The sequence below is a fragment of the Altererythrobacter epoxidivorans genome (assembly GCF_001281485.1).
GTDB classification, from domain to species: domain Bacteria; phylum Pseudomonadota; class Alphaproteobacteria; order Sphingomonadales; family Sphingomonadaceae; genus Erythrobacter; species Erythrobacter epoxidivorans.
This window is the reverse complement of the sequence record NZ_CP012669.1, coordinates 2,210,489-2,234,271: the sequence shown is the minus strand read 5'-3', so window position 1 is coordinate 2,234,271 and position 23,783 is coordinate 2,210,489. Positions and strand designations below refer to the sequence as shown.

The following is a 23,783-nucleotide window of genomic DNA, read 5'->3' as shown; positions in this document are numbered from 1 at the left end:
TGGCGACGCTTTGCCCCAACTGCGCCCAAGAGGCAAAGTTTTGGTTAGCAATCCGCCAGATTTGGTTCGTGTTTCTTCAATTGCGTTTTTGAACGCAACGGTTCACGTTAACGGAAACCGAGCAAAGCGATTCCTTTGGGAGATTGAGAATGGCCACCCAGTACAAGAACCTCATCAACGGCAAGATGGTCGACAACGGCGAGTGGCTCGATGTCGTCAATCCCGCCAATGAAGAAGTCATCGGGCAGGTCCCGGCATGCGGCAAGGACGACCTGGACAAGGCCGTCGCCGCCGCACGTGAAGCTTTCAAGAGCTGGAAGAAGACCTCGTTCGAGGAACGCCAGGCCGCCTGCATGGCGATTTCGGGCGCGATCAAGGAAAACGCAGAGGAACTGTACCGGCTGCTGACCAGCGAACAGGGCAAGCCGCACGACCAGGCCAAGGGCGAAATCTTCGGCGCTGCCGGACTTTCGGCTGCGCAAGCGACCTTCAAGCTCGAAGACGAGATCATTGAGGATAGCGACACCCGCCTCCACCGTTCGCGCCGCGTCCCGGTTGGCGTTGTCGGCGGCATCGTGCCGTGGAACTTCCCCGTCATGATGGCGATCCAGAAAATCGTCCCGGCGCTGATGGCTGGCTGCACCATCGTGCTCAAGCCGTCGCCCTTCACGCCGCTGACGACCTTGCGCATCGCAGAGCTGATCGCGGACAAGGTGCCGGCCGGTACGGTCAACATCATCACCGGTGAAGACAGCCTCGGCCCACTGATCACCTCGCACCCCGATATCGACAAGATCACCTTCACCGGCTCGACCGCGACCGGCAAGAAGATCATGGAAGGCGCCAGCGCCGACCTGAAGCGCATCACGCTGGAACTGGGCGGCAACGACGCCTCGATCGTCCTGCCCGATGCCGATCCGAAGAAGGTTGCCGAGCAGCTGTTCTGGTCGAGCTTCTCCAACGCGGGCCAGATCTGCGTCGCTGCGAAGCGCATCTATATCCACGAGGATATCTATGACGAACTGGCTGCAGCGCTGGTCGAATATGCCAAGACGGTGAAGGTCGGGGACGGTTCGCACCAGGGCACCGGCGTCGGTCCGATCCAGAACAAGAAGCAGTTCGACCGCGTGTGCGAACTGATCGAGGATGCCAAGGACAATGGCTACAAGTTCCTCGTCGGCGGCGAAGTCGATCCTTCGGGCAGCGGCTATTACGTGCCGATCACGATCATGGACAACCCGCCGGAAGATGCCCGCATCGTGGCGGAAGAACAGTTCGGACCGGTCATGCCGTTGATGAAGTTCTCGAGCGAGGATGAAGTCATTCAGCGCGCGAACAATTCGGACTACGGCCTCGCCGGTGCCGTCTGGACCGGCAATCCGGACAAGGGCGTCGAAATCGCCGAACAGCTCGAAACAGGTACGGTCTGGATCAATGAATATCTGCACCTGTCGCCCTTCGCACCTTTCGGCGGGCACAAGCAGTCGGGTTTCGGCGCCGAATACGGTCTCGAAGGCCTGAAGGAATTCACCTATCCGCAGGTGATCTCGGTCAAGAAGGACAACGTTCCGGCCTGATTTAGCGCCAGGACTTCAAGCGGGCCGGTCCTTCCATGGGGAGGGGCCGGCCCGTTCGATTCTGACCATCCGCCTCGCCGGCTCAGTCGATCCCGTCGACGATGGTCTCCATCACCACGAAGCTCGACGTGCTGGCAACGTGGGGCAGGCTGCTGATTTTCTCGCCCAGAATCGCACGATAGCTGTCGATGTCGCGGGTCCGCACTTTCAGCAGGTAGTCGAAGTTGCCAGCGATCATGTGACACTCCTCGACCTCCTGCACGCGACTCACCGCCCGGCGAAAATCGTCCAGCGCCTTTTCGCGCGTGTCGGACAGCTTGACCTCGGCAAAGGCGACATGCGCCTCTCCCAGTTTGCCCTGATCCACGATGGCGCGAAAACCGCGGATATAACCCTTTTCCATCAATCGTTTGAGCCGCGACTGGCAGGGGGTCTTGGACAGGCCGACGCGGTTGGCAAGCTCGGTCACGGACAGCCGCCCGTCGACGCGTAGCTCCTCCAGCATCCGCCGGTCGATGCGGTCGATGCGGTCACTTGGCCTATCGCTGGTTGATTTGTCAGTCATATGGACTGCTTTTGGCCGCAAATACGGTCCAAGAGCAAATCCAAATGCGATTCTTTGGGCGAAACGCCTTCGTCGTGCGTTGTAGTGGCGAATCTTTCCCCCCGGAGTAATTCAATGCCTGCACCCTTTTCCGAATTCGCCCCGCCGATTGCCGTGCAGTCGCCAATGCGACAGCGGATCACGGCTGCCTATCGCAAGCCCGAGGCGGACTGCATCGCCGACCTGCTGCCCTATGCGCGGGTCGATGACGAAACAGGGCAGCGCATTTCTGCCACAGCCATCGCGCTGGTAGAGAAGCTGCGTGCCAAGGGGCAGCGCGGCGGCGTCGAAAAGCTGGTGAAGGAGTATTCGCTGTCGAGCCGCGAAGGCGTGGCGCTGATGTGCCTTGCCGAAGCCCTGCTGCGGATCCCCGACAATGCAACCCGCGATGCGCTGATCCGCGACAAGATTTCCGATGGCGACTGGAGCTCGCACCTTGGCGACGGGCGTTCGATCTTCGTGAACGCCGCCACCTGGGGCCTGGTCGTCACGGGCAAGCTGGTGACCCCGGTTCGGGAACGCAGCCTGGGCAAGGACCTGACCAAGCTGATCGGCCGCTTCGGGGAGCCGGTGATCCGCAGCGCGGTGAACATGGCGATGGAAATGATGGGCGAGCAGTTCGTGCTCGGAGAAACCATCGACGAAGCTCTGCGCCGGGCGCGCAAGCAGGAAGAAAAGGGCTTCGGCTACAGCTACGACATGCTCGGCGAAGCGGCGATGACGATGGCCGATGCCGAACGGTATTACGCCGACTACGAAAGCGCGATCCACGCGATCGGTGCAGGGGCGAAGGGGCGCGGAGTCTATGGCGGCCCCGGCATTTCGATCAAGTTGTCGGCGCTTCACCCGCGTTACCAGCGGGCACAGGCCGGCCGCGTTACCGGAGAATTGATCCCGCGGGTGCGCGAGCTCGCCAAGCTGGCGAAGGGTTACGACATCGGGTTCAACATCGATGCCGAAGAAGCCGACAGGCTGGAACTTTCGCTCGACATACTCGAAGCGCTTGCTCTCGATCCCGAGCTGTCCGGTTGGCAGGGGCTGGGCTTCGTCGTGCAGGCCTATGGCCGACGCTGCCCCTATGTGATCGACTGGATTGTCGACCTGGCCCGGCGTTCGGGTCACCGTATCATGGTCCGGCTGGTCAAGGGCGCGTACTGGGACAGCGAGATCAAGCGCGCCCAGGTAGAGGGGCTGGAAGACTTCCCGGTCTTCACCCGCAAAGTGCACACAGACGTCAGCTATATCGCCTGCGCGCACAAGCTGCTCGCGGCGCGCGATCACGTTTTCCCGCAATTCGCGACGCATAACGCACAGACGGTGGCGACGATTTATCACCTGGCCGGTACCGATTTCGCAGTCGGCGATTACGAGTTCCAATGCCTCCACGGCATGGGCGAACCTCTGTTCGAAGAGGTCGTCGGTGCGGGCAAGCACGATAGACCCTGCCGGATTTACGCGCCGGTCGGCTCTCACGAGACTCTGCTCGCCTATCTCGTTCGGCGCCTGCTCGAAAACGGCGCCAATTCGTCTTTCGTGAACCAGATCTGGGACGAGAACATTCCGCCAGAGGTACTGGTCGCTGACCCGGTATCGCACGCAGAAACGATCGATCCGGTCGGGTCTCCGCATCCGATCATCGATCTGCCCCGGGCGCTTTTCCCGGACCGCAAGAATTCGCGCGGACTCGATCTCAGCAATGAGAACGTGCTCGCCGAACTCTCGGTGAAACTCGCCGAAAGCGCGCAGCGCAAATGGCAGGCAAGTCCGATGATTACAGGCGCGAAACGAGAAGGGCTGGGCACTCCGGTGCTGAACCCTGCCGATCATTCCGACGTCGTCGGCGCAGTGAATTTTGCGACCGAAGACGATGTGAAGCTCGCGCTCGATGCGGCGCAAAAAGCTGCAGCCGGATGGGCCTCGACCCCGGTTGCCGAACGTTCGGCGTGCCTGGAAAAGGCTGCCGACATCCTGGAAGACCGGATGGAAGCGCTGCTCGGCCTGATTATGCGAGAAGCGGGCAAATCCTTGCCCAACGCTATCGCGGAGGTGCGCGAAGCAGTCGATTTCCTGCGCTATTACGCCCAGCAGGCGTGCGACACGCTGGCGCAGGATGCCGGATCACTCGGCCCTGTCGTCTGTATCAGCCCGTGGAATTTCCCGCTGGCGATTTTTACAGGCGAGGTTGCGGCCGCTCTGGCTGCCGGCAATCCCGTACTTGCCAAACCGGCGGAGGAAACCCCGCTCATTGCTTCGCAGGCAGTCGAAATCCTGCACGAGGCAGGCATTCCTGCAGATGTGCTGCAATTCGTGCCGGGTGGCGGTGCGATCGGTGCCGCGCTTGTGGCTGCGCCCGAAACATGCGGAGTGCTTTTCACCGGCTCGACAGAAGTCGCGAAGCTGATCCAGGCACAGCTGGCCGGCCGAACCTTGCCCGATGGCAGGCCTGTTCCCCTGATCGCGGAAACGGGCGGCCAGAACGCGATGATCGTTGATTCATCGGCCCTGCCCGAACAGGTCGCCCGGGACGTTATCGCCAGCGCCTTCGACAGTGCCGGGCAGCGTTGTTCGGCCCTGCGCATCCTGTGCCTTCAGGAGGACATCGCTGACGAATTCCTGATCATGTTGCGCGGTGCGATGGCCGAGCTTGTAATCGGCAAGACAGATTTCCTGCGCACCGACATCGGACCCGTCATCACGGCAGAAGCACAGCAGGTGATCGAGGATCATGTCGAGCACATGCAGTCGCTGGGTTGCCGGGTAGAGCGCCTGCCACTGAGCGCAGATACCGCGAAGGGAACCTTCGTCTCGCCCACTATCGTCGAGATCGACAATATCGGACAGCTTGGGCGCGAAGTTTTCGGCCCGGTGCTTCATGTCCTTCGCTACCGCCGGAAGGACCTGACCAATGTCATGAACCAGATTGGAGCGACCGGGTATGGACTGACGTTCGGCATTCATAGCCGGATCGACGAGACGATCGCCGACATCACTGCACGCGCACCTGCCGGCAACATCTACGTCAACCGCAACGTCATCGGCGCCATCGTTGGAGTGCAGCCTTTCGGCGGGCGCCGCCTTTCGGGCACGGGGCCCAAAGCAGGCGGGCCGCTCTACCTCCATCGCCTGGTGGAAAAGGCACCGCAGCGCATGCCATTCGCGACCGGTCAGGAAACGACCGGCACGCTCGGCATCTTCGCCCGGTGGTTACGGCAAAGCGGCGCAACCGAGATCGCCGACTGGGCGGAACGGACGGCCGAGAACGGTCCCCTGTTGCTCAACATGCAGCAGCTTCCCGGGCCGGTCGGTGAGCGCAACCTCTATGGGGTCGAGCGTCGCGGCCGCGTGCTGTGCATGGCCGAAACCCGTGCGGGATTGCTGGCGCAGATTGCCACGCTTTTGGCAACCGGCAACCAGACGGTGATCGAGGCGGGATCCGAAGACAGCGATATCATCGACCAGCTTCCCGAGGAGATCGCCCGTCTTGTCGAGCGGCAGGAAGATATGCCTCAGGGCGAGCATCCGGCTCATGTGCTGATCGAGCGGGGACAGCGCGATATCAGTGCCATCCTTTCCGAGATCGCGAAATGGGACGGGCCCATTCCCATCGTGCAGATCGGAACCGGTGCAGAAAGCTATCGCATGGACTGGATGCTCGAAGAACTTTCCGTCTCGACAGACACGACGGCTGCCGGTGGCAATGCCAGCCTGATGTCCATGGCATAGAAGCACCAAAGGCGCCTGAATTCCTATCCCGTCCTGCCGCGAGGCAGGGCGGGATTTTCGTTTCTGCGGGGGGGCCATAGCTGCGCGCGACGAGGAACTCGCCAGCACGGCAAGGGGCCGGCTGACCGGCGCTAATTCAAGCCATGGAGAGAAACTCGCCAGGGACTGTATGGTGCGGTCGAGAAGACTCGAACTTCCACGGACTTTCGTCCACAACGACCTCAACGTTGCGCGTCTACCAATTCCGCCACGACCGCACACAGTCTCGAAAAGGGATTGGTGAATCACCATTCCCTCGCGAATAGGTGCGGCCCCCTAGCAAGGGCCAAAAGGCTCCGCAAGCACTTTACCGCAGGGTTTGTGCATGGCCGCGCTTCACCCTGCCTTTTGTCCGTCATCTTCGCCAATCAGGGAGGGGGCATCGGCCTGTCCCGCGGCGGGACTGGGTTACCGAAGTGCTTGTGAAAATGGTTACCTGCGCGGAAACCATTCCGCATGAGCCTTGCTGCATCCCTGCTGTTGATCGGCCAGTCGGCCCTCGTACCGATTGCGATGCAGGCTGCTCCCCTCACGCGCCAACCGGTGGCCACGCAGGCAACAGCCAGCGCACGCATTTTGCGCCCCGTCCATGTCCGCTTTCACGAGGGCAAGGTCGAGCACGGGGACGAAACCGCGCCACCCGCAAAGCGGCAGGATCGCGAAGGCAATCTCTGGATCGAATTCAGTTGAGGTGAAGCGCCCGCAACGGCACTTCGGAACAATCAGCTAGGCTTCCAGCCGATCTCTGCGAACTTGGCACTGCGCGGCACATCGGTCACCGCTTCGCGGATCGAGAGCGTTTCCCCGGGGGCCAGCTGCGACTTGGGTGGGACCACTTCCCAATTGTAGACGATGCGGTCGCGTTCGTCGCGCAGCACGATCAGGATCGACGGAACGGTCGCCGTGTCACGGCCGACATTCGTGACGGTGCCGCTAGCTCCGAAATATTCGGTGCCGTTGGCCAGCGTGCGGCGATCCTGCTGGTCAGGCGGGAAATCGAGCTGGAGGTCCGGCTCTGCCATGGCGAAGATCGGGCGCTCGATCGGCATCCACGAAGGCATGCCGAACATGTTGACCGCAACGATGGTGCCGACGGACAGCAAGGCGAATACGGCGGCAGCTGCGGTCCACAGTTTCAGCGGATTGCGGCGGGCACGGAAAGGCGGCTGATAGTCGAACTGTGAAACTTCGTTATCGGTGTCGTGATCGAAGGTTTCACGCTCGACCTCGACCACGGGCGGAGCCGGTTCGACCTCGGGTTCTGCGACGGGCGGAGGTGACGGAGCTTCTAGCTCGCTTTCGGGCCGGCGGTCCGATGTGCGCCAATGGCTGACGCCGGGACGCGGCGCATTCTCGCCATCGGCCACGGTTTCCCTGGCAACAGGTGCGTCAGCTTCGCTTGCCGCTTGCGGTGCAGCCGTTTCTGGGGCCGGGCCTGCTGCCGGTGTTTCTGCCGCAGCAGGTGTCTCGGCAGGCCGGGTCACCTCTGGCCCGTCCTGATACCAGCTATGCTTGCACTTCGCGCAGCGCACCGTACGCCCTTCAATGCCGATCGCGGCATCGGGCACAACGTAGCGGGTCTTGCAGGCGGGACAGGCTATAATCATGCAGGATCAGGCATTACGCGTGGCTGACACCTGCAACAAGGTCGCTGCGGCACCGGTGGGGGTCAAACGCGCTTTTTTCCACATCCAAGCCCCGCTATAGGCCCGTTCAGTCATGTTAGCCTTTGCCGTCTGCCGCCGTTCGGATACTGCCGCCCAATGAGCGAACGCCAGGGCGACATCGTGACCTTCGACAATGTCGGGCTGCGCTATGGCACCGAGCCAGAGGTGCTGCGCAACCTCTCCTTCACGCTTTATCCGGGCAGCTTCTACTTCCTGACGGGTGCGAGCGGTGCGGGGAAGACAAGCCTGCTGAAGCTGCTTTATCTCGCGCAGCGGCCTTCGCGTGGGGCGATCCGCATGTTCGGCAAGGACATCATCACCATGCCGCGCGACCAGCTCCCGCTGTTCCGCAGGCGGCTCGGCGTCGTGTTCCAGGACTTCCGTCTGATCGACCACCTGTCCGCTTTCGACAATGTCGCGTTGCCGCTGCGCGTTGCGGGCGTGCGCGAGGCCGATCTGCGCAAGCCGGTCGAGGACATGCTCGAATGGGTTGGCCTGTCGCATCGTTCGCACGCTGTGCCCTCGACCTTGTCGGGCGGTGAACAGCAACGTGTCGCCATTGCCCGCGCCGTGATCGCGCGGCCGGAACTGCTGGTGGCCGACGAACCGACCGGAAACGTCGATCCCGACATGGCGCTGAAGCTGTTGCGCCTGTTCGAGGCGCTCAATCGTCTGGGCACAACGGTGGTGGTCGCAACCCACGACGTGCACCTGATCAAGAAAGTGTCCAATTCGCTGATCATGCGCCTCGACAAGGGGCGCCTGTTCGATCCAACCGGCGCCTTGCGTTATCCGCCGCGCCCCGGAGGCACGCCTTCGGCGCAGCGGGCGCAGGACGGGGTGCAGCCATGAAGAAGCCACCGCTGGTCGGGCGCTCGCTTGTGCGCGGTCTCGTTCCCTTTGCCGGAGAACGGGCAGCCTCGCTCATCCCGCAATCGCGGATGTCCGGGCCGGTGCCCTGGGTGCTCGCCATCATGATCACGCTCACCGTCATTGCAGTTGCAGGCGGACTGGCCCTGGGAAATCTCGCCAATCGCGCGAAGGGCGATCTTTCAGGCGCGCTCACCGTGCAAATCGTCGAAGCCAATGCAGAACGCCGGGCAGAGCTGGCGCAGCGTGCCGGAGCGGTGCTCGCCGGCGATCCGGCAGTGCAATCCTATCGCATTGTGCCGCAAGCGGAGCTGGACGAATTGCTCGAACCCTGGCTTGGAACCGGCGACGTTGGCGAAGCCGTGCCGATCCCTGCCCTGATCGATGTCCAACTGGGCCGCAACGCGGACGAGGCAGAGTTGATCCGGTTGCAGAGCCTGTTCGATGAACAGGTGCCGGGCGCGCGCGTCGATGCCCAGTCCGACTGGCTGCGACCCGTCTATTCGGCGCTCTCTGCAATGCAGTACCTCGCCCTCGCATTGGTCCTTTTGCTCGCGCTCACGAGCGTGGCTGCGGTCTGGCTTGCGACCCGCAGCGCATTCTCCAGCCACCGCGACACGGTGGAAACCGTCCATCAACTGGGCGGAACGGATCGCCAGATCGCCCGCGTGTTCCAGCGTTCCGTCGGGTTCGACGCCGTGCTGGGCGGTGCTGTCGGACTGGCACTCGGCGTTGCCGTGGTGTGGTTTCTCGGCCAGCAATTCGCCGCACTCGATTCAGGAATGGTCGCTGGAGGCGGGCTTCGCAACATCGACTGGTTTATCATCGCCGCAATTCCTGTAGGGGGCATCGCATTGTCCGTGCTTACGGCACGCTACACTGTCTTGAGGGCGCTGAGGCGCATGTTATGATTCGCCGTATCCTGGCCGCGATATTGCTCATCTGGGCGATCGGTTTCCTGTGGTTCGCCTCCGCGCTTCCGCAACCGGCTGGAGACCAGCAGACCGATGCCGTCATCGTGCCGACCGGCGGTGCGGGGCGTATTCCGCGTGGACTCGAAATTCTCGACCGCAGGCTGGCAGACGAGATGCTTGTCACCGGTGTCGACCGCGAGGTGAAGCCGGACGAGTTCGCCGCCGAATTCGATGTGTCGCCTGACCAGATGGAATGCTGTGTCTCGCTGGGTTTCGCAGCCGTCGATACGCGCAGCAATGCGGCGGAAACCGCGCAATGGGTGGAAGAGAACGAAGTCGGCTCGCTGCGACTTGTTACCACCGACTGGCACATGCGGCGTGCCGCGAGCGAACTCGATCGCGTCCTGCCTTCCGATGTCGAGGTGGTGCGTGACGCGGTCCCGTCGGAACCGAGCATCGGATCGCTTTTCCTCGAATATCACAAGCTGCTGGCCAGCGTGCTGGCTGGCCTGATCGGTCTTTGACGGCGCGGTGATGGCAGTTATTCGCAGCCTCCTGTTTTACCCCCTTTTCTATGGGATCAGCATCGTGCTCGTCGCGATTGCCGGTCTTTCGATACCCTTCGGCCGCGACGCGCTGCGCACAGCTGTCGGCTGGTGGAGCGGCTGGCACCGCTGGTGCGTGGTCAACCTGCTGGGCGCAAAGGTCAGGATCGAAGGCGAAATACCGCAGGGCGCCTATCTCTTCGTCATCAAGCACGAGAGTTTCTTCGAAGCCATCGATGCGCCGACCTTGCTCCCCTTTCCATCGGTCTTTGCGAAGCGCGAATTGTTCAACATTCCCGTCTGGGGAAAATCGGCGGTGGTTTACGGCCTAATCCCGGTCTCGCGCGACGAAGGCGCACGGGCCTTGCGCAAGATGCTGTCGAGCGCACGTGAACGGATTGATGAAGGGCGCCCGCTGGTGATTTTCGCCGAGGGCACCCGCGTCCCGCATGGTCAAAGGCCCGCCCTGCAGGCAGGATTTGCCGGGATATACAAACTGCTGGGCCTGCCCGTCGTGCCGGTCGCGATCGACAGTGGCCCGCTCTACCACCGCCTGTGGAAGCGGAGCGGCACGATCACATACAAGTTCGGCGAGATCATTCCGCCCGGCCTTCCCCGTGAAGAAGCTGAGCAACGCGTCCACACAGCGATGAACGCCCTCAACGAGGATCCTGCCATTGGCTAGCAGGCGGTGGGTAAGGCCACTGACCGCATTCTTCGTATTGGCCCTGTTATATCAGGCGTCCGAGGGCTTGCAGACGATTATTGCACCCGGCCACTGGGTCGGTCCCGCCTTGATGCTGGTGGCATTCACTGCTGCGTGGCCGCTCGGGCATTGGTTGGGCGGCAAGGGATATGCCGCCTATGGCCTTCATGGATTGAGACGCATCGTCCCGGTCGCGTTGGCACTCATGACGATGGCGTTCATGGCGAAGGCGGCAAGCCTCTGGATGACGGGAGGTGTCGGCGAATTCGATCCTCGCCTTGCCCTGCCTGGCATCATGCTCGCGCTAATTACGACGCTTGTGCCATCGGTGACGGAGGACATCCTGACGCGCGGATTCCTGTTCCGAGTTTTTCCGGTAAAGCTGGGGCCGGCCCTGTTCATTGTGTCGAGTGCGCTGCTTTACACGGTGAACCACCTTTGGCGATTCGATTGGGGTATCACCGAGCAAATCCGGCTATTCTGCCTTGGACTGGCCTATGCTGCGGCCTGCTGGCGCTGGCAAAACCTCTGGGCGGCGGTGGCACTACATTGGGGCTGGAACCTGGCGATCGTGTTCTATGACCAGTTATTCCAACTGCCCGACGTTGGTCAGGATCTGTCGAGGCTGGCAACAGCAGGGGTGCACCTGCTGATCTTCGCGCTCATGCTGTTTGTTCCGCAACGTCAGCCGGCAGAGCCATGGTCCTTGCGGCCAAAGTCGGGCGCTGCATCGTCCTGACCTTCCTCGATGATGCCGCGGCGGATAGCCCGTGTCCTGCTGAAGAGTTCGTGCAGCGTTTCGCCGTCGCCTGAACGGATGGCCCGTTGCAGGGCGGTCAGATCCTCGGTGAAGCGCCCCAGCATCTCGAGCACGGCGGTCTTGTTGTGCAGGAACACATCGCGCCACATGGTCGGGTCGGATGCGGCGATCCGGGTAAAGTCGCGGAAGCCGCCTGCCGAATACTTGATCACCTCGCCGCGCGTCACATCTTCCAGATCGCTGGCCGTGCCGACGATCGTATAGGCGATGAGGTGCGGAATGTGGCTGGTCACGGCGAGCACCAGATCGTGGTGTTCGGGGTCCATGATTTCTATGCGCGCGCCAAGGCGCGTCCAGAAATCGGATAACGCCGCGACCGCTGCTTCGTCGGCATCCTTGGGCGGGGTCAGGATACACCAGCGGTTTCCGAACAGGCTTGCGAAACCGGCGTCGGGGCCGCTCTGCTCGGTCCCGGCGACAGGGTGCGCGGGAATGATCGTTCGACCGGGCAGTGCTGCCGACAGATCGTCGAGGACGCTCTGCTTCGAGGAACCGACGTCGCTGACGATGGCGCCATCGGGCAGAGCATCGGCAATTTCGCGTGCGGCACTCGCCATCGCGCCCACCGGCACGCACAAGATGACCAAGTCGGCTTCTGCCACGGCTCCCGAAGCGGTCTCGTGCATCGTGCCCACCAGGCCCAGCTTTTCAGCGCGTTCGCGAACTGCGGCATCGGCGTCGAAGCCGTGGGTGGCAATCTCGGGAATGAACTGGGAAACGGCGCGCGCTATCGAACTGCCGAGCAGGCCCAGGCCGATGATGGCAACGCGTTGGATGGTCATGCGCTTTCTCCGGTCAGGCGGCGAAGCACCTTGATGATTTCGTCCATGTCGCCGGATCGCCCGATCGTGATGCGAAGTGCATGCGGCAGGCCCTGGCCGGGCAGGTGGCGCACGGCATATCCTGCATTTGCGATTTCGCCCAGGGCGCGTTCGGCAGTCAGATCGCCTTCGAACAGGACGAGCAGGAAGTTCGCCTTGCTCGGTACAGGGCGCAGGCCATGGTTGCCGAGCGCTTCGATGGCGGTGGTGAAACGTGTCAGTTCCGCCCTGTTATGCTCGCGGCTGCGTTCGACGAACGCTTGGTCGGCCACTGCCGCGATGGCTGCGGCTTGCCCGCTAATCGTCACGTTGAAGGGGCCCCGAATGCGATTTAGGGCGTCGATCAGGTGGGGCGCACCGGTCGCCCACCCAATGCGCTCACCGGCAAGGCCGTAAATCTTCGAAAAGGTACGGGTGACAAGGACGTTCTCGTGAACGGCTGCTAGCGCCAGCCCGCCATCGTCCTCTTCCGGTGCCAGGTATTCGGCATAGGCCTGGTCGACGACCAGCAGCACTTCTGCTGGTAGCCCGGCGTGAAGGCGCGCAATGTCCGATTGCGAGAGATAGGTTCCGGTCGGATTGTTCGGATTGGCGACGAAAACCACCCGCGTTCGATCTGTGACGGCCGTCAGCAGCGCATCGACATCGGTGGCATAATCCTTGTCCGGTGCTTCGACTGGCGTCGCTCCGCAGCGGCGCGCGGCGATGTCGTAAACCGAGAAGCTGAAGCGGCTGAACAGAACCTCATCGCCCGGACCAGCGAAGGCCTGGGCAGCGAGGTTGAGCAGTTCGTCGGATCCGGTGCCGCAAACGATCCGGGCGGGATCGATACCGTGCAACTCGCCGATCGCGGCCCGCAGCGCGTTCGATCCGGGGTCGGGATAGTCCGCCGGGCTGGAAGCTGCCGAACGCGCTTGAAGAGCGGCCTCGCTCGTCCCCAAAGGATTTTCATTGGCCGACAATTTGACCAGCGGGCGCCCCTCCGGCGACTGCGATTTGCCGGGCACATAGGCATGGATACCGAGGATCCATGGTTTCACTTCGGGGCGCTTGCTCATACCGGCGGCGCGCATACCGCATTCGCGCGCGAAAAACAGCAGAATTGACAGTCTCGCCGCGCTCGCCCAAGCCGCATCGCCCATGTCGACCACGACCGCCTCGACCATACTCCGGCTGGATGCCGACCTGCCGCTCGACAGCGGACAGGCGCTCTCCGGCGTCGAAATCGCATACGAGACCTATGGCGTGCTGGCGCCCGACCGGTCGAACGCGATCCTCATCTGCCATGCACTGACCGGTGACCAGTATGTCGCTTCCGACCATCCCGTTACCGGCAAGCCCGGGTGGTGGATCCGCATGGTCGGCCCGGGAAAGCCGATCGACACCGATCGTTTTCACGTCATCTGCGCGAATGTCATCGGCAGCTGCATGGGGTCGACCGGACCTGCCAGCCTGGCAAGCGACGGAAAACCGCACGCGATGCGCTTTCCGGTCATCACGATCCGCGACATGGTGCGCGGTCTGGTGGCGCTGCTGGATGTGCTGGGCATCGAAAGGCTGCACAGCGTCGTCGGCGGATCCATGGGCGGGATGCAGGCACTTAGCCTTGCTGCCAATTTTCCCGAGCGTGCCGAAAGGGTGCTGGTGATCGCTTCGACGGCGCGCCATTCGGCACAGAACATCGCCTTCCACGAGGTCGGCAGGCAAGCGATCATGGCCGACCCCAACTGGCAGGACGGCAATTACTACGGCACCGGCAGGTCGCCCGACAATGGTTTGTCGGTTGCGCGCATGGCAGCGCATATCACCTATCTTTCGGAAGAAGGGCTGACCGAGAAGTTCGGCCGCCGCCTGCAGGACCGGGAGGCCAAAAGCTTCGGCTTCGACGCCGATTTCCAGGTCGAAAGCTACCTGCGGTACCAGGGCAGCGGTTTCACCCAGCGCTTCGACGCCAACAGCTATCTCTATATCACCCGCGCAATGGACTATTTCGACCTCGCGGAGGAGCACGGCGGCAGGCTGGCCGATGCATTCGCAGGTTCGACGGCACGATTCTGCCTTGTCAGCTTCGATAGCGACTGGCTCTATCCCACGGCCGAGAGCCGCCATATCGTCCATGCGCTCAACGCCGCAGGGGCGCCGGTCAGCTTCGTCGAACTCAGCGCCCCGCACGGCCACGACAGCTTCCTGCTGGACGTTCCAGCCCTCGACCGCGTGGTTGATGGCTTTCTGACCGGGGTGCAGCCATGACGGCACCTGTGACTTGGGGGCTTCGTCCCGACCTCGCGGTGATTGCGCACCGCGTTACATCTGGCAGCCGCGTGCTCGACATCGGGTGCGGTCACGGTGACCTGATGGAAGTGCTCGAAACGCAGAAAGGGTGCGATGCCCGCGGGATCGAGATCGATCCGGAGCAGGTCGAGAAGTGCGTCGCGCGCGGGTTATCGGTGATCCAGGGCGATGCCGATCGCGACCTTGCCGACTATCCCGACAAGGCTTTCGACTACACAATCCTTTCCCAGACGCTGCAAACGGCGGAACGACCGGACCGGATGCTGGACGAGCTATTGCGGGTGGGTCGTCAGGCCTTCGTCAGCTTTCCGAATTTCGCTCACTGGCGCATCAGGTCTGCACTGATGTTCGGCGGGCGGATGCCCGTGACGCGTTCGATGCCGATCAGCTGGTATGAAACGAAGAACATCCACAACGTGACGATCGGCGATTTCCGCGAATTGCTGGCGCAGAAAGACGTTCGCGTCGAGGACAGCTGGTTCTTCAACAAGGGCCGCGAAATAGGCGATCCGGGCGCCAACTGGCGCGCCGAATTCGCCGTATTCCAGATCAGCCGCTAGGGCCTGAAGGTCTTTACGAACCCAGGCGGTGCAGGGCGCAAAGCTTGTTGCCGTCGGGATCGCGCAGGTATGCGAGATACATGCCCGAACCGGGGCGTTCGCCCGGCGGATCTTCGATCGCGGTGCCGCCGGCTTCGACGCCTGCCGCATGCCAGGCATCCGCCTGTTCAGGCGTCATGGCGAAACCGATGGTGCATCCATTGCCGTGGGTTGCGGGCTTCCCGTCGATCGGAGGTGTGACGAGGAATGCGCCGCCATTGTGGAGATACATCAGGCGACCCTTGTCGTCCTTGATGCCCTCGCGGCCGCCCATCGCCTTGAAAGTGGCGTCATAAAATTTCTTGGATCGTTCGATATCGTTCGAACCGACCATCATGTGACTGTACATCGGCACTCTCTCCTTTTTTGCTTTCGCATCGTCGTAGCACGGCGTTCATCCTTGCTGCTATAGGTTCCGCGCATGATTGCTGAAATTCTCGCCCTGCTGATGATGCAGGCTGACCCATCCGCCGCAGTTCAAGCGGATCCGGCCCCGACAACCCTGTCGCTCGAAGATCGCGGCCTGCTGCGCTGTTCGGCCGCGCTGGCGATCGTGGCGCATGGCCAGGAAATCGGGAACGAGGACGCACGCCGCTGGCCCGAAATCGGCACCAGTGGTCAGGAGTTTTTCGTCCGCGCCCTGGCAGGGTTGATGGACCGCACCGGGCTGGACCGTGACGGGATTTCGGCACTGGTTTCGGCTGAAGCCCAGCGCCTGTGGGACAGCGGAGAGGTCGACAAGGTCATGCCCTCATGCCTCGTCATGATGGGCTCTTCAGGCACCTGAAATTAGCCGACGTTCAGCGACCGCTAATGGTTTTGCGGTCAAGACTTCTGCCGCATTGTCCGAACAGCCGGAGGTCGCCATGCGTCCAATTCGAACACTCCCGATCGTCGCCTTTACGCTTGCAGCCCTTGCCTCGGCACCCGCCGTTGCAGAGGAACCGCGAAGCGGTGCGGACGTGCAGGCGCTGACCGACAAGCTCGGCGATCCGGCAGAGCAGGAACGGCTTGCCGGGATGGTCGAGGCGATGGGATACATGCTGATGCAGATGCCTATCGGCCCATTGGCCGATGCTGTCGGCAATGTCACCGGAGAGCCGGTCGAGGTTGATAATCCCGATGCTCGGCTTGCCGATTATGCCGGACCCCGCGCACAGGAAATTCCCAGTCAGATCGCAGACCGTGTCCCGCAAATGATGGGAATCCTCGCCCAAATGGGCGTTTCAGCGCAGAAGCTCGCCCCTGCCCTCGAAGAATGGGCGAAGGAAATGGGTAAGCAGGTCGACGCCAACCAGTGAGCGAACGTCGCCTGTGAGCAGGCGGCTGATTTTACACGAGAGAACTGGTGGACGCGCCGCCAAGGTTCGGGCATGAGACCGGACCAGCATGTGGCGCCTTTATCAATTCCCGCTCTGTCCGTTCAGCCGCAAGATTCGCCTGCTTCTGGGCGAAAAGAGCGTGCCTTTCGAGCTCGTGCGTGAAGACCCCTGGGCAGCAGGCGACGCCTTCTGGGATTTGAACCCCGCAGGGCGCACGCCGGTACTCGTCGATGACGAGCGCAACCTCGTGCTGGCCGACAGTCGCGCCATCGCCGAATATTTCGAGGAGACCGTCGACAAGGCGCCGATGATCAACGGATCGTCGATCAATCGTGCGGAAATCCGCCGCCTCGTCGCGCTCTTCGACGAAAATTTCTATGCCGATGTTACGGCACCGCTGTTGTCCGAACGGATGAAGAAGCGGATTGTGCTGCGCCAGCCGCCCGATTCCGGAGCCTTGCGTCAGGCGATGAAGCTGGCCCACGGCCACCTCGACTACATGGACTGGCTGATTGATAATCGTCCGTGGCTGGCGGGCTCGCAGATGAGCCTCGCCGACCTGGCGGCTGCCGCGCAGATCTCTGTCGCCGACTATCTCGGCGGCATCGACTGGGCGGGGCACGAACAGACGCGCGGCTGGTATGCGGTTTTCAAGAGTCGCCCCAGTTTCCGCCCTTTGCTAACCGAACGGATGGAGGTCATCCAGCCGCCGCCGCACTACGCTGAAATCGATATTTGAGGAGCGCGTCATGGCCGACGATACGAAAAACCTGACCGAGGCCGAATGGCGCGAGCGGCTGACGCCGGAGCAATATCACGTGCTGCGCGAAGCAGGGACGGAACGCGCATTCACCGGCCAGTACGACAAGCACTACGAAGAAGGCACCTATACCTGCGCGGGCTGCGGCACTGTCCTGTTCGAGAGCGACACGAAATATAACAGCGGTTGCGGCTGGCCGGCTTTCACCAAGCCGGCGGAAGGCGACAAGGTCGAGGAACGCCGCGACATGTCGTTCGGCATGATCAGGACCGAAGTCCTGTGCAAGGAATGCGGCGGGCACTTGGGCCATGTCTTCCCCGACGGTCCGAGCGATCAGGGCGGCATGCGCTATTGCATCAATTCGCTCTCGCTCGACTTCGAGCCGAAAGATGCGGACTGACGGCGTTTGACCGTTCACGCCGGGTTACAACTTGCCTATGCACCGCGAAGCGATGTTGGCGTTAGCAATCGATGGGTAGCCGGTGACCTCTAAACGCGGAGCGCAAATGCGGATGAAACGCGGCAGTCGCCGTGTAGCATCGCAGCGTGCCAATGAAGCCGAAAGCCGCAAGAGCAGCCGCAAGTCCGGCGGCGGCGGGAAGGGGCATGAAGGACGCTCGACCTTCGCCAAATGGGTTCGCCGCCTGTTCCTCTGGGGCGCGCTTGCTGCGCTCGTTGGGGCGATCTTCATAGGCGTTGCCGTCGGTTTCGCGGCGCGATCGATCCCCAGTTACTACCAGTTGAGGGCGACGCAGAACGCGCAGACGATCCTCGTTCGTGCACGTGACGGGACGGAGATCGTGGAACTCGGGCCGAGCTATGGCGAGTGGCTCGAATCCGACGAAATCCCTGACTCGATGAAGAATGCGATGGTGGCGGTCGAGGACCGTCGTTTCCATTCGCACTTCGGTGTCGATCCCATCGGCCTTGCCCGCGCCGTCTATGTCTGGGCGACGGGCAACGACAGGCTGCAGGCGACATCCACGATCACGCAGCAGCTGGCGCGAAACGTGTTCCTGAACAACAACCGCTCGCTCGACCGCAAGGCGCGCGAGGCGATCCTCGCCATGGCGCTGGAATGGAAGTTTTCGAAGGAGCAGATCCTCGAACTCTATCTCAACAAGGTGTATTTCGGCGGCGGTGCCTATGGCATCGACAGCGCCAGCCGTAATTTCTTCAGCCATCCGGCGACCGACCTGTCGACGGCAGAGGCAGCAATTATCGCAGGCCTGGTGAAGGCGCCTTCGCGCTATTCCCCGACCGCCGATGTCGATGCCGCCGTGGGCCGCGCTCGGGTCGTGCTGATGCTGATGGAGCAGCAGGGCTACATCACCCCGGCAGAGGCGAACGTCGATGTCGATTCGGTCAAGCTGAAGAAGAGCAAGAGCGAGAATTCGGTCCGCTACTTCACCGACTGGGCATTGCCGCAGCTCGACATACTTCTGCCCGAAACTTTCGAGCCGATCGAGGTCTGGACGACGATCGACGTCGGCATGCAACAGGCCGCGACCGCATCGATCAAGTCCAACACGCCCGGCGGGGCGCAAGGGGCGCTGGTCAGCCTCGACCGCGACGGGGCGATCCTGGCGATGGTCGGAGGCACCGATTACGTCGAGACCAACTATAACCGTGCGACCAATGCGATGCGCCAGCCGGGCTCGGCGTGGAAGCTGTTCGTCTATCTGGCGGCGCTGGAGGCCGGTTACACGCCCGAGGACAAGGTGGTCGACACGCCGGTCACCATCGATGGCTGGAGCCCGCGCAATTCGAGCGGCCGCAATGCGGGCGAAATCAACATGCGCACCGCTTTTGCCTATTCGATCAATACCGTCGCGGCACAGCTGGGCAACGAGGTCGGTTTTGGCACCGTCGCCTCCATGGCCCGGCGCTTCGGCATCACGACGTCCATCTCGACCTATCCCTCGATGGTCCTGGGTTCGTCCGAAGTCCGCCTGATCGACATGACGCGGGCGTTTGCTGCGGTGTCGGCCAAGGGGGTTTCGGTAGAACCCTATGGCATCACCAAGGTCGTGACCTCTGACGGCGAAACGATCTACCGGCACGAAAAACCGCGGGCGAGCAAGCTCGTGGCCGATTACGTCGCGGCAGGCATGACCGACATGCTCCAGACTGCGGTCAACACAGGAACGGGCAAGGCGGCGCAGATCGGCCGCCCCGTCGCCGGCAAGACCGGCACGACCAGTTCGAACAAGGATGGGTATTTCGTCGGATTTTCTTCCGGCATCACCACCGGCGTGTGGATGGGCCGTGACGATAACAAGGCGGTTTCCGGCCTTCAGGGCGGGCGCGCGCCCGCTCAGGCGTTTGCCGCATACATGCGCTATGCGGTGAAGGATCGCCCGGTCGAGGAGTTCGACACCGAGCTGCAACTGCCCGAGTGGCAGCTCGAGCCCGATGACGAGTATTTCTTCGGCGATCCCGACGACTATTACTTCATCGACGAGCAGGGCAATCTGATCGAACCGGGACGCCGCGAACAGCAACCGGGCGAACAGCCGTTCCCGGTCGAAGGCGAACAATTGCCGGGTGAGGCGCTACGACCGCAGCAGGGGCAGGGCACTCGCAACGAAGGGGGCCAGGCCGCGAGCGATGATTTTCTCGAGCGCGCGACCGGACAGCGATTGCCGCAGGAGCCGCCGCCACCCCCAATGCCGCGAACCATTCGCCCGGCAGACACAAGGCGCGAATAGACTTCCGCATCAGGCAAAGAAAAAGGGCGCCTCCGCCGATTGGCAGGGGCGCCCCTTTCATATGGTTGACTGCTGATCGATCAGCGCATGCGGATCGGCAGGTACCTTGCCGGCTGGCCGCGCCGCTGGATGCGCAGCAGCATCGCCTCGCGCCCTTCCTTCTTCGCTTCTGCGAGAACGGCTTCGAAATCGGCCAACGTACCGATCGGCTTGTAGTTGGCCGACAGGATGATATCGCCGCGTTGCAGGCCCTTGCGCGCCGCGTCGGCATTGGGATCGACTGCCGAGATCACCAGGCCCGACGTATCATCGCTGACGCCCAGCTGGCGCGCGATCTCGGTGGTGAGCGGGATTACCTGAAGGCCCAGGCTTTCCTCGATTGCGCCGCTATCGGCCTGCGGTGCCTGCTCGGGCTCGGCATCGGGATCGAACATCTGCTGCTGGCGCAGCTCTTCTTCGGTCGGACGCTTGCCCACGGTCGCGGTGACCGTGCGGCGCTCGCCTTCGCGATACAGTTCGATCGGGATGCGGGTGCCCGGCTTGATGTTGGCGACGAGGAAGGACAGCGTCTGCTCGTTCGTCACTTCCTTGCCGTTGATCTTGGTCACGATGTCGCCAGCCTTGATGCCTGCACGTTCGGCGGCACCATCCTTCTGCACCGACTGGACGAATTCGCCGCGATTGGTCGGCAGGCCGAGGGAATCGGCCAGATCGTCGCTTACCGGCTGGATGCTGACGCCGAGGAAGCCGCGCTCGATTTCCTCGCCGGCGCGCAGCTGCTCAACGATCGGCGCGGCGATTTCCGCAGGGATAGCAAAACCGATGCCGACGCTACCGCCCGAAGGTGAGAAGATCGCATTGTTGATGCCGATCACATTGCCCTGCATGTCGAACAGCGGACCGCCCGAATTGCCGCGGTTGATGCTGGCATCGGTCTGGATGTAGCGGTCGTATGCGCCGCCCGAACCGGTGTTGCGATAGACAGCCGAAACGATACCGCTAGTTACGGTGCCGCCCAGGCCGAAGGGGTTGCCGATGGCCACCACCCAGTCGCCGGGACGGGCTTTCGAACTGTCGCCGAAAGTGACGAAGGGAAACGCCTTGCTGCTCTCGATCTTGAGCACGGCGAGGTCCGATGCAGCATCGGCGCCGATCAGTTCGGCTGCATATTCCGAACCATCGGGCATGGTGATGGTGATTTCTTCCAGCGTCGCACGCGTGCCGGGCGGGTTGATCACGTGGTTATTCGTGACGACGTAGCCGTCTGCCGAAATGATGAAGCCCGAACCCAGCGATTGCGCCTCTCGCGTGGTCGGCTGGCGACTGTTGCGCCCGCCGAACATGTCGGCAAACGGCGTGCCGGCGAAGGGGTTTGCGCTGACTTCGATCCGCTGCCGCGTCGCGATGTTGACCACCGCGGGCTGGAGCTGGGCGGTCAGGTCGGCGAAGCTTTCGGGTGCGCCCTGCTGCGGCACCACGCGGGCCATCTGGCTCTGGTCGTTTTGCGCGACTTGCGCACCTGCCGGCTGGCCGGTGACCAGCGAAACGGTCGCTCCGCCAAGGAGCAGTGCAGTACTCAGTCCATAAACGTATCGCACAGGCTTCACGTCCTCTCATTACTCTTCAAACAATCGGCACGCCCGCAGGCCTGCCGCTGGTGATGCTCAAACGGGTGCCATTTTACGCCCTCGCGGACTGAACGGCGATTGAACAACACATGTAGTCGGCAGCACCGATTCAACCGTTCGTCGGTCCAATCGAGCCTAACGCTGCCTGATTACCGTCGGCCGCGGAACTGCCGCAGATATTCGTTATCGGGCGACAGGATGATGCTGCTTGCCGCATCGCCATTTTCGGCGGCGAAGGTCGCATCATAGCTCTGCATGGCGCGGTAGAAATCGTAGAAGTTGGCATCCTTGCCAAAGCTTTCTGCGTAGATCCGGGCAGCTTCTGCATCAGCATTTGCGCGAATGATGCGCGCGTCGCGGCCGCCCTGTGCACGGATGGTGCGGGCTTCGCGCTGACGATCCGATTCCATCCGCTGGAACGCCGATTGCAGAGGCGCTTCGGGAAGGTCGGTGCGCGTGATCTGCACGTCCACTACTTCGGCACCGTACTGGCGTGCCTGGCGGTCGAGATTGCGGCGCACATTGTCGAGCGCAGAGCCGCGTTCGGCGGTCAGCATCGCCTGAAAGGTCCGGCGGCCCAATTCCTGGCGCAGCACGGAGTTGAGGATGGGTTCGAGCGCAACGCGGACGCCATCGGTGCTGCCGGCACGTTCGACCATGCGGACAGGGTCGACGATGCGGAAACGGGCGAAGGCATCGACGAGCAGGCGCTGCTGGTCGTTGGAAAGGACTTCCTCGTTCTGCATTTCGAGGTCGAGCAGGCGTCGTTCGATGCGGACGAGCCGGTCGACGAAAGGCGCCCGGAAATAGAGGCCCGGCCCCTTGTCGCTGCCCACCATGTTGGCAACGCCAATCGGGTTACCCGTGCGCACGCGGACGACCTGTTCTTCTTCCGGCACGACATACGCGCTCATGAAGAGGCCGATCACGACCACCACCAGCGCGATGAAGGTCAGTTTCTGGTCTTGCAGGAAACGCTGCATCTTACTGTCCTCCCTGTGCTGTTACGGTTGTTGCGGGCTGCGCCTCCTTGGCTCGGCGGCGGATTTCGGGGAGCGGGAGGTAGGGCGTAACGCCCTGCGCTTCGACAATGGTCTTGTCGGTCTTGCTCAGGACGCGCTCCATGGTTTCGTAATAGAGGCGCTGGCGGGTGACCTGCGGGGCGAGGCGATATTCCTCGTACACCTTGTCGAACGCCTCGGCTTCACCTTCCGCTTGCGCGAGCACCTGCTGGGCATAGCCCTGTGCCTGGTTGCGCGCCGCGTCGGCATTCTGTTCGGCAACCTGCACGTCGCGGAATGCATCGACCACCTGGCTCGGCGGGTCGGCCTTTTCGATTTCAACACCGAGGACGCGAATGCCGGCCTGGTACAGGTCCAGCTTGGTCTGCATCCGGTTTTTCACGTCTTGCTCGATTGCGGCACGGCCCTGGCCAGAGAAAGTCTCGTCCAGTTCCTTTTCCGCCACAGCCGCGCGCATGGCGGCTTCGGCAACTTCGTTGACCGTCTGTTCGGGGTCGACGATGCGGAACTTGTAGGTTTCGAGGTCCTTGATGTTCCAGCGTACGACGTAGCTTAGGTCGACCAGGTTCTGGTCGCCTGTAAGGATCAACTTGGCCGCCTTGTCATTGCCTGGAATGCGGATGGGGCGCACCCCTTCCACATTTTCGACTTCGACCGTCTCGATCGGGAAGGGCAGCGAGAACTGCAGGCCCGAATCCAGCGTGCGGCTGTAATTACCCAACCGCTTTACCACCGCCTTTTCCTGCGGGCCGATCAGATGTGCACTCGAAGTGAGCAGCCACAGGGCAAGGATGCCGACGGCGATGACAGGCAGCCAGCTCTTGCCGCCGGGACGTTCGGGCAGGCGCAGGTTGGGGCCGCGCGGGCCACCGCCTCCGCGACGCCGTGGCCCTTCCGGACCGCGATTCTTGAAGATGTCCTCGATGTTGGCAGAACGGCGTTTGCCGCTGTCGCTGCCGCCGCCACCGCCAGGTAGCCAGGGATTGCGAGGGCCGTTGCCGTCGTCGCCGCGCGGGGCTTCGCCGCCACCGTCGCCGCCATCGGACGAACCGCCTTCTCCCTTGCCGCCCCAGGGGCTTTTTCCGCCAGCCATCGCCAGCCCGATTGATTTTCTGAACCCGTCAAAGATCTCCATAAAACCCTTATAGGTAGCCATTCTGCGA

Annotated in this window: 23 protein-coding genes and 1 tRNA gene; 15 read left to right on the top strand and 9 right to left on the bottom strand. The window is 62.5% G+C overall.

What is annotated here, in order from left to right; genetic code table 11:
* Nucleotides 1-149 precede the first annotated feature (149 nt).
* Nucleotides 150-1,577 (top strand): aldehyde dehydrogenase family protein, encoded by a 1,428-nt coding sequence (locus AMC99_RS11040; RefSeq protein ID WP_061926527.1) that lies wholly within the window; start codon nt 150-152, stop codon nt 1,575-1,577.
* 82 nt (nt 1,578-1,659) lie between these two features.
* On the opposite strand, the gene AMC99_RS11035 is transcribed toward AMC99_RS11040, so the two are convergent.
* Entirely contained in the window at nt 1,660-2,082 is a 423-nt protein-coding gene (locus AMC99_RS11035) for an Lrp/AsnC family transcriptional regulator (RefSeq protein WP_420805563.1), read from the bottom strand.
* A gap of 174 nt (nt 2,083-2,256) precedes the next feature.
* Here AMC99_RS11035 and putA point away from each other — a divergent pair, with 174 nt between their 5' ends.
* Entirely contained in the window at nt 2,257-5,904 is a 3,648-nt protein-coding gene (gene putA / locus AMC99_RS11030; protein WP_061926522.1) for a trifunctional transcriptional regulator/proline dehydrogenase/L-glutamate gamma-semialdehyde dehydrogenase, read from the top strand.
* Between the two features lie 170 nt (nt 5,905-6,074).
* Here the strand turns inward: putA and AMC99_RS11025 are convergent.
* Nucleotides 6,075-6,161, bottom strand: a tRNA-Leu gene (locus tag AMC99_RS11025).
* A 238-nt stretch (nt 6,162-6,399) separates the two neighbouring features.
* On the opposite strand from AMC99_RS11025, the gene AMC99_RS11020 reads away from it, so the two are divergent.
* A complete protein-coding gene (locus AMC99_RS11020) occupies nt 6,400-6,633 on the top strand; it encodes a hypothetical protein (protein ID WP_061926520.1) in 234 nt (77 codons plus the stop codon).
* A 32-nt stretch (nt 6,634-6,665) separates the two neighbouring features.
* Here AMC99_RS11020 and AMC99_RS11015 read toward each other — a convergent pair whose 3' ends face one another.
* Nucleotides 6,666-7,550, bottom strand: coding sequence for an MJ0042-type zinc finger domain-containing protein (locus AMC99_RS11015; protein WP_061926518.1), 885 nt, complete (start codon nt 7,548-7,550; stop codon nt 6,666-6,668).
* Between the two features lie 156 nt (nt 7,551-7,706).
* On the opposite strand from AMC99_RS11015, the gene ftsE reads away from it, so the two are divergent.
* From ftsE to AMC99_RS10990, 5 genes are all read left to right on the top strand, one after another.
* On the top strand, nt 7,707-8,462 hold the full coding sequence (gene ftsE / locus AMC99_RS11010) for a cell division ATP-binding protein FtsE (RefSeq protein WP_061926516.1): 756 nt from the start codon (nt 7,707-7,709) through the stop codon (nt 8,460-8,462).
* The gene (locus AMC99_RS11005; RefSeq protein WP_061926514.1) at nt 8,459-9,391 is read left to right on the top strand and encodes a cell division protein FtsX; all 933 of its coding nucleotides are present in this window, start codon (nt 8,459-8,461) and stop codon (nt 9,389-9,391) included. Before ftsE ends, AMC99_RS11005 begins: the two co-directional genes overlap by 4 nt.
* A complete protein-coding gene (locus AMC99_RS11000; RefSeq protein ID WP_061926512.1) occupies nt 9,388-9,918 on the top strand; it encodes a YdcF family protein in 531 nt (176 codons plus the stop codon). Before AMC99_RS11005 ends, AMC99_RS11000 begins: the two co-directional genes overlap by 4 nt.
* A gap of 10 nt (nt 9,919-9,928) precedes the next feature.
* Nucleotides 9,929-10,624, top strand: a complete 696-nt coding sequence (locus AMC99_RS10995) for a lysophospholipid acyltransferase family protein (protein WP_061926510.1) — start codon at nt 9,929-9,931, stop codon at nt 10,622-10,624.
* 112 nt (nt 10,625-10,736) lie between these two features.
* Entirely contained in the window at nt 10,737-11,384 is a 648-nt protein-coding gene (locus AMC99_RS10990) for a CPBP family intramembrane glutamic endopeptidase (protein WP_232301400.1), read from the top strand.
* On the opposite strand, the gene AMC99_RS10985 is transcribed toward AMC99_RS10990, so the two are convergent.
* Entirely contained in the window at nt 11,330-12,247 is a 918-nt protein-coding gene (locus AMC99_RS10985) for a prephenate/arogenate dehydrogenase family protein (RefSeq protein WP_061926505.1), read from the bottom strand. The two genes, AMC99_RS10990 and AMC99_RS10985, sit on opposite strands and share 55 nt — an antisense overlap.
* Nucleotides 12,244-13,359, bottom strand: coding sequence for a histidinol-phosphate transaminase (hisC, locus tag AMC99_RS10980; protein ID WP_061927950.1), 1,116 nt, complete (start codon nt 13,357-13,359; stop codon nt 12,244-12,246). Before hisC ends, AMC99_RS10985 begins: the two co-directional genes overlap by 4 nt.
* A 67-nt stretch (nt 13,360-13,426) precedes the next feature.
* Between hisC and metX the strand changes: the two genes are divergently transcribed.
* Complete coding sequence (gene metX, locus AMC99_RS10975) at nt 13,427-14,536, top strand: homoserine O-acetyltransferase MetX (RefSeq protein ID WP_061926503.1); 1,110 nt, start codon at nt 13,427-13,429, stop codon at nt 14,534-14,536.
* The gene (gene metW / locus AMC99_RS10970) at nt 14,533-15,138 is read left to right on the top strand and encodes a methionine biosynthesis protein MetW (protein WP_061926501.1); all 606 of its coding nucleotides are present in this window, start codon (nt 14,533-14,535) and stop codon (nt 15,136-15,138) included. Before metX ends, metW begins: the two co-directional genes overlap by 4 nt.
* Before the next feature lie 13 nt (nt 15,139-15,151).
* On the opposite strand, the gene AMC99_RS10965 is transcribed toward metW, so the two are convergent.
* Nucleotides 15,152-15,526, bottom strand: a complete 375-nt coding sequence (locus AMC99_RS10965; protein WP_061926499.1) for a VOC family protein — start codon at nt 15,524-15,526, stop codon at nt 15,152-15,154.
* A 72-nt stretch (nt 15,527-15,598) separates the two neighbouring features.
* On the opposite strand from AMC99_RS10965, the gene AMC99_RS10960 reads away from it, so the two are divergent.
* The 5 genes from AMC99_RS10960 to AMC99_RS10940 all read left to right on the top strand — a co-directional run bounded on the left by AMC99_RS10960 (nt 15,599) and on the right by AMC99_RS10940 (nt 19,970).
* Nucleotides 15,599-15,964: a hypothetical protein gene (locus tag AMC99_RS10960; protein WP_061926497.1), complete on the top strand. Its 366-nt coding sequence runs from the start codon at nt 15,599-15,601 to the stop codon at nt 15,962-15,964.
* Nucleotides 15,965-16,043: 79 nt separating this feature from the next.
* Nucleotides 16,044-16,478 (top strand): hypothetical protein, encoded by a 435-nt coding sequence (locus AMC99_RS10955; RefSeq protein WP_157058309.1) that lies wholly within the window; start codon nt 16,044-16,046, stop codon nt 16,476-16,478.
* A gap of 88 nt (nt 16,479-16,566) precedes the next feature.
* Nucleotides 16,567-17,238: a glutathione S-transferase family protein gene (locus AMC99_RS10950; protein WP_061926492.1), complete on the top strand. Its 672-nt coding sequence runs from the start codon at nt 16,567-16,569 to the stop codon at nt 17,236-17,238.
* Nucleotides 17,239-17,248: 10 nt separating this feature from the next.
* Nucleotides 17,249-17,659 carry a peptide-methionine (R)-S-oxide reductase MsrB gene (msrB, locus tag AMC99_RS10945; protein WP_061926490.1) on the top strand — a complete coding sequence of 137 codons (411 nt, stop codon included), beginning with the start codon at nt 17,249-17,251 and terminating at the stop codon, nt 17,657-17,659.
* Between the two features lie 112 nt (nt 17,660-17,771).
* The gene (locus AMC99_RS10940; protein WP_061926488.1) at nt 17,772-19,970 is read left to right on the top strand and encodes a transglycosylase domain-containing protein; all 2,199 of its coding nucleotides are present in this window, start codon (nt 17,772-17,774) and stop codon (nt 19,968-19,970) included.
* Between the two features lie 80 nt (nt 19,971-20,050).
* Here the strand turns inward: AMC99_RS10940 and AMC99_RS10935 are convergent, their stop codons facing one another.
* From AMC99_RS10935 to hflK, 3 genes are all read right to left on the bottom strand, one after another.
* Nucleotides 20,051-21,568 (bottom strand): DegQ family serine endoprotease, encoded by a 1,518-nt coding sequence (locus tag AMC99_RS10935; RefSeq protein WP_061927948.1) that lies wholly within the window; start codon nt 21,566-21,568, stop codon nt 20,051-20,053.
* A 179-nt stretch (nt 21,569-21,747) separates the two neighbouring features.
* On the bottom strand, nt 21,748-22,581 hold the full coding sequence (gene hflC / locus AMC99_RS10930) for a protease modulator HflC (RefSeq protein WP_061926486.1): 834 nt from the start codon (nt 22,579-22,581) through the stop codon (nt 21,748-21,750).
* 1 nt (nt 22,582) lies between these two features.
* Nucleotides 22,583-23,755: a protease modulator HflK gene (hflK, locus tag AMC99_RS10925; protein ID WP_061926484.1), complete on the bottom strand. Its 1,173-nt coding sequence runs from the start codon at nt 23,753-23,755 to the stop codon at nt 22,583-22,585.
* Nucleotides 23,756-23,783: the final 28 nt, after the last annotated feature.

Excerpts from the sequence above, each read along its gene's own strand:
- metX (WP_061926503.1), top strand. The coding sequence starts at position 13,427 with ATGTCGACCACGACCGCCTCGACCATACTCCGGCTGGATGCCGACCTG.
- AMC99_RS11040 (WP_061926527.1), top strand. The coding sequence starts at position 150 with ATGGCCACCCAGTACAAGAACCTCATCAACGGCAAGATGGTCGACAAC.
- AMC99_RS10955 (WP_157058309.1), top strand. The coding sequence starts at position 16,044 with ATGCGTCCAATTCGAACACTCCCGATCGTCGCCTTTACGCTTGCAGCC.
- ftsE (WP_061926516.1), top strand. The coding sequence starts at position 7,707 with ATGAGCGAACGCCAGGGCGACATCGTGACCTTCGACAATGTCGGGCTG.
- putA (WP_061926522.1), top strand. The coding sequence starts at position 2,257 with ATGCCTGCACCCTTTTCCGAATTCGCCCCGCCGATTGCCGTGCAGTCG.
- AMC99_RS10960 (WP_061926497.1), top strand. The coding sequence starts at position 15,599 with ATGATTGCTGAAATTCTCGCCCTGCTGATGATGCAGGCTGACCCATCC.
- AMC99_RS11020 (WP_061926520.1), top strand. The coding sequence starts at position 6,400 with ATGAGCCTTGCTGCATCCCTGCTGTTGATCGGCCAGTCGGCCCTCGTA.
- AMC99_RS10985 (WP_061926505.1), bottom strand. The coding sequence starts at position 12,247 with ATGACCATCCAACGCGTTGCCATCATCGGCCTGGGCCTGCTCGGCAGT.
- AMC99_RS10965 (WP_061926499.1), bottom strand. The coding sequence starts at position 15,526 with ATGTACAGTCACATGATGGTCGGTTCGAACGATATCGAACGATCCAAG.
- hflC (WP_061926486.1), bottom strand. The coding sequence starts at position 22,581 with ATGCAGCGTTTCCTGCAAGACCAGAAACTGACCTTCATCGCGCTGGTG.
- hisC (WP_061927950.1), bottom strand. The coding sequence starts at position 13,359 with ATGCGCGCCGCCGGTATGAGCAAGCGCCCCGAAGTGAAACCATGGATC.
- AMC99_RS10990 (WP_232301400.1), top strand. The coding sequence starts at position 10,737 with ATGCTGGTGGCATTCACTGCTGCGTGGCCGCTCGGGCATTGGTTGGGC.
- metW (WP_061926501.1), top strand. The coding sequence starts at position 14,533 with ATGACGGCACCTGTGACTTGGGGGCTTCGTCCCGACCTCGCGGTGATT.
- AMC99_RS11000 (WP_061926512.1), top strand. The coding sequence starts at position 9,388 with ATGATTCGCCGTATCCTGGCCGCGATATTGCTCATCTGGGCGATCGGT.
- AMC99_RS10940 (WP_061926488.1), top strand. The coding sequence starts at position 17,772 with ATGAAACGCGGCAGTCGCCGTGTAGCATCGCAGCGTGCCAATGAAGCC.
- AMC99_RS11015 (WP_061926518.1), bottom strand. The coding sequence starts at position 7,550 with ATGATTATAGCCTGTCCCGCCTGCAAGACCCGCTACGTTGTGCCCGAT.
- msrB (WP_061926490.1), top strand. The coding sequence starts at position 17,249 with ATGGCCGACGATACGAAAAACCTGACCGAGGCCGAATGGCGCGAGCGG.
- AMC99_RS10995 (WP_061926510.1), top strand. The coding sequence starts at position 9,929 with ATGGCAGTTATTCGCAGCCTCCTGTTTTACCCCCTTTTCTATGGGATC.
- AMC99_RS11005 (WP_061926514.1), top strand. The coding sequence starts at position 8,459 with ATGAAGAAGCCACCGCTGGTCGGGCGCTCGCTTGTGCGCGGTCTCGTT.
- hflK (WP_061926484.1), bottom strand. The coding sequence starts at position 23,755 with ATGGAGATCTTTGACGGGTTCAGAAAATCAATCGGGCTGGCGATGGCT.
- AMC99_RS10950 (WP_061926492.1), top strand. The coding sequence starts at position 16,567 with ATGTGGCGCCTTTATCAATTCCCGCTCTGTCCGTTCAGCCGCAAGATT.
- AMC99_RS11035 (WP_420805563.1), bottom strand. The coding sequence starts at position 2,082 with ATGCTGGAGGAGCTACGCGTCGACGGGCGGCTGTCCGTGACCGAGCTT.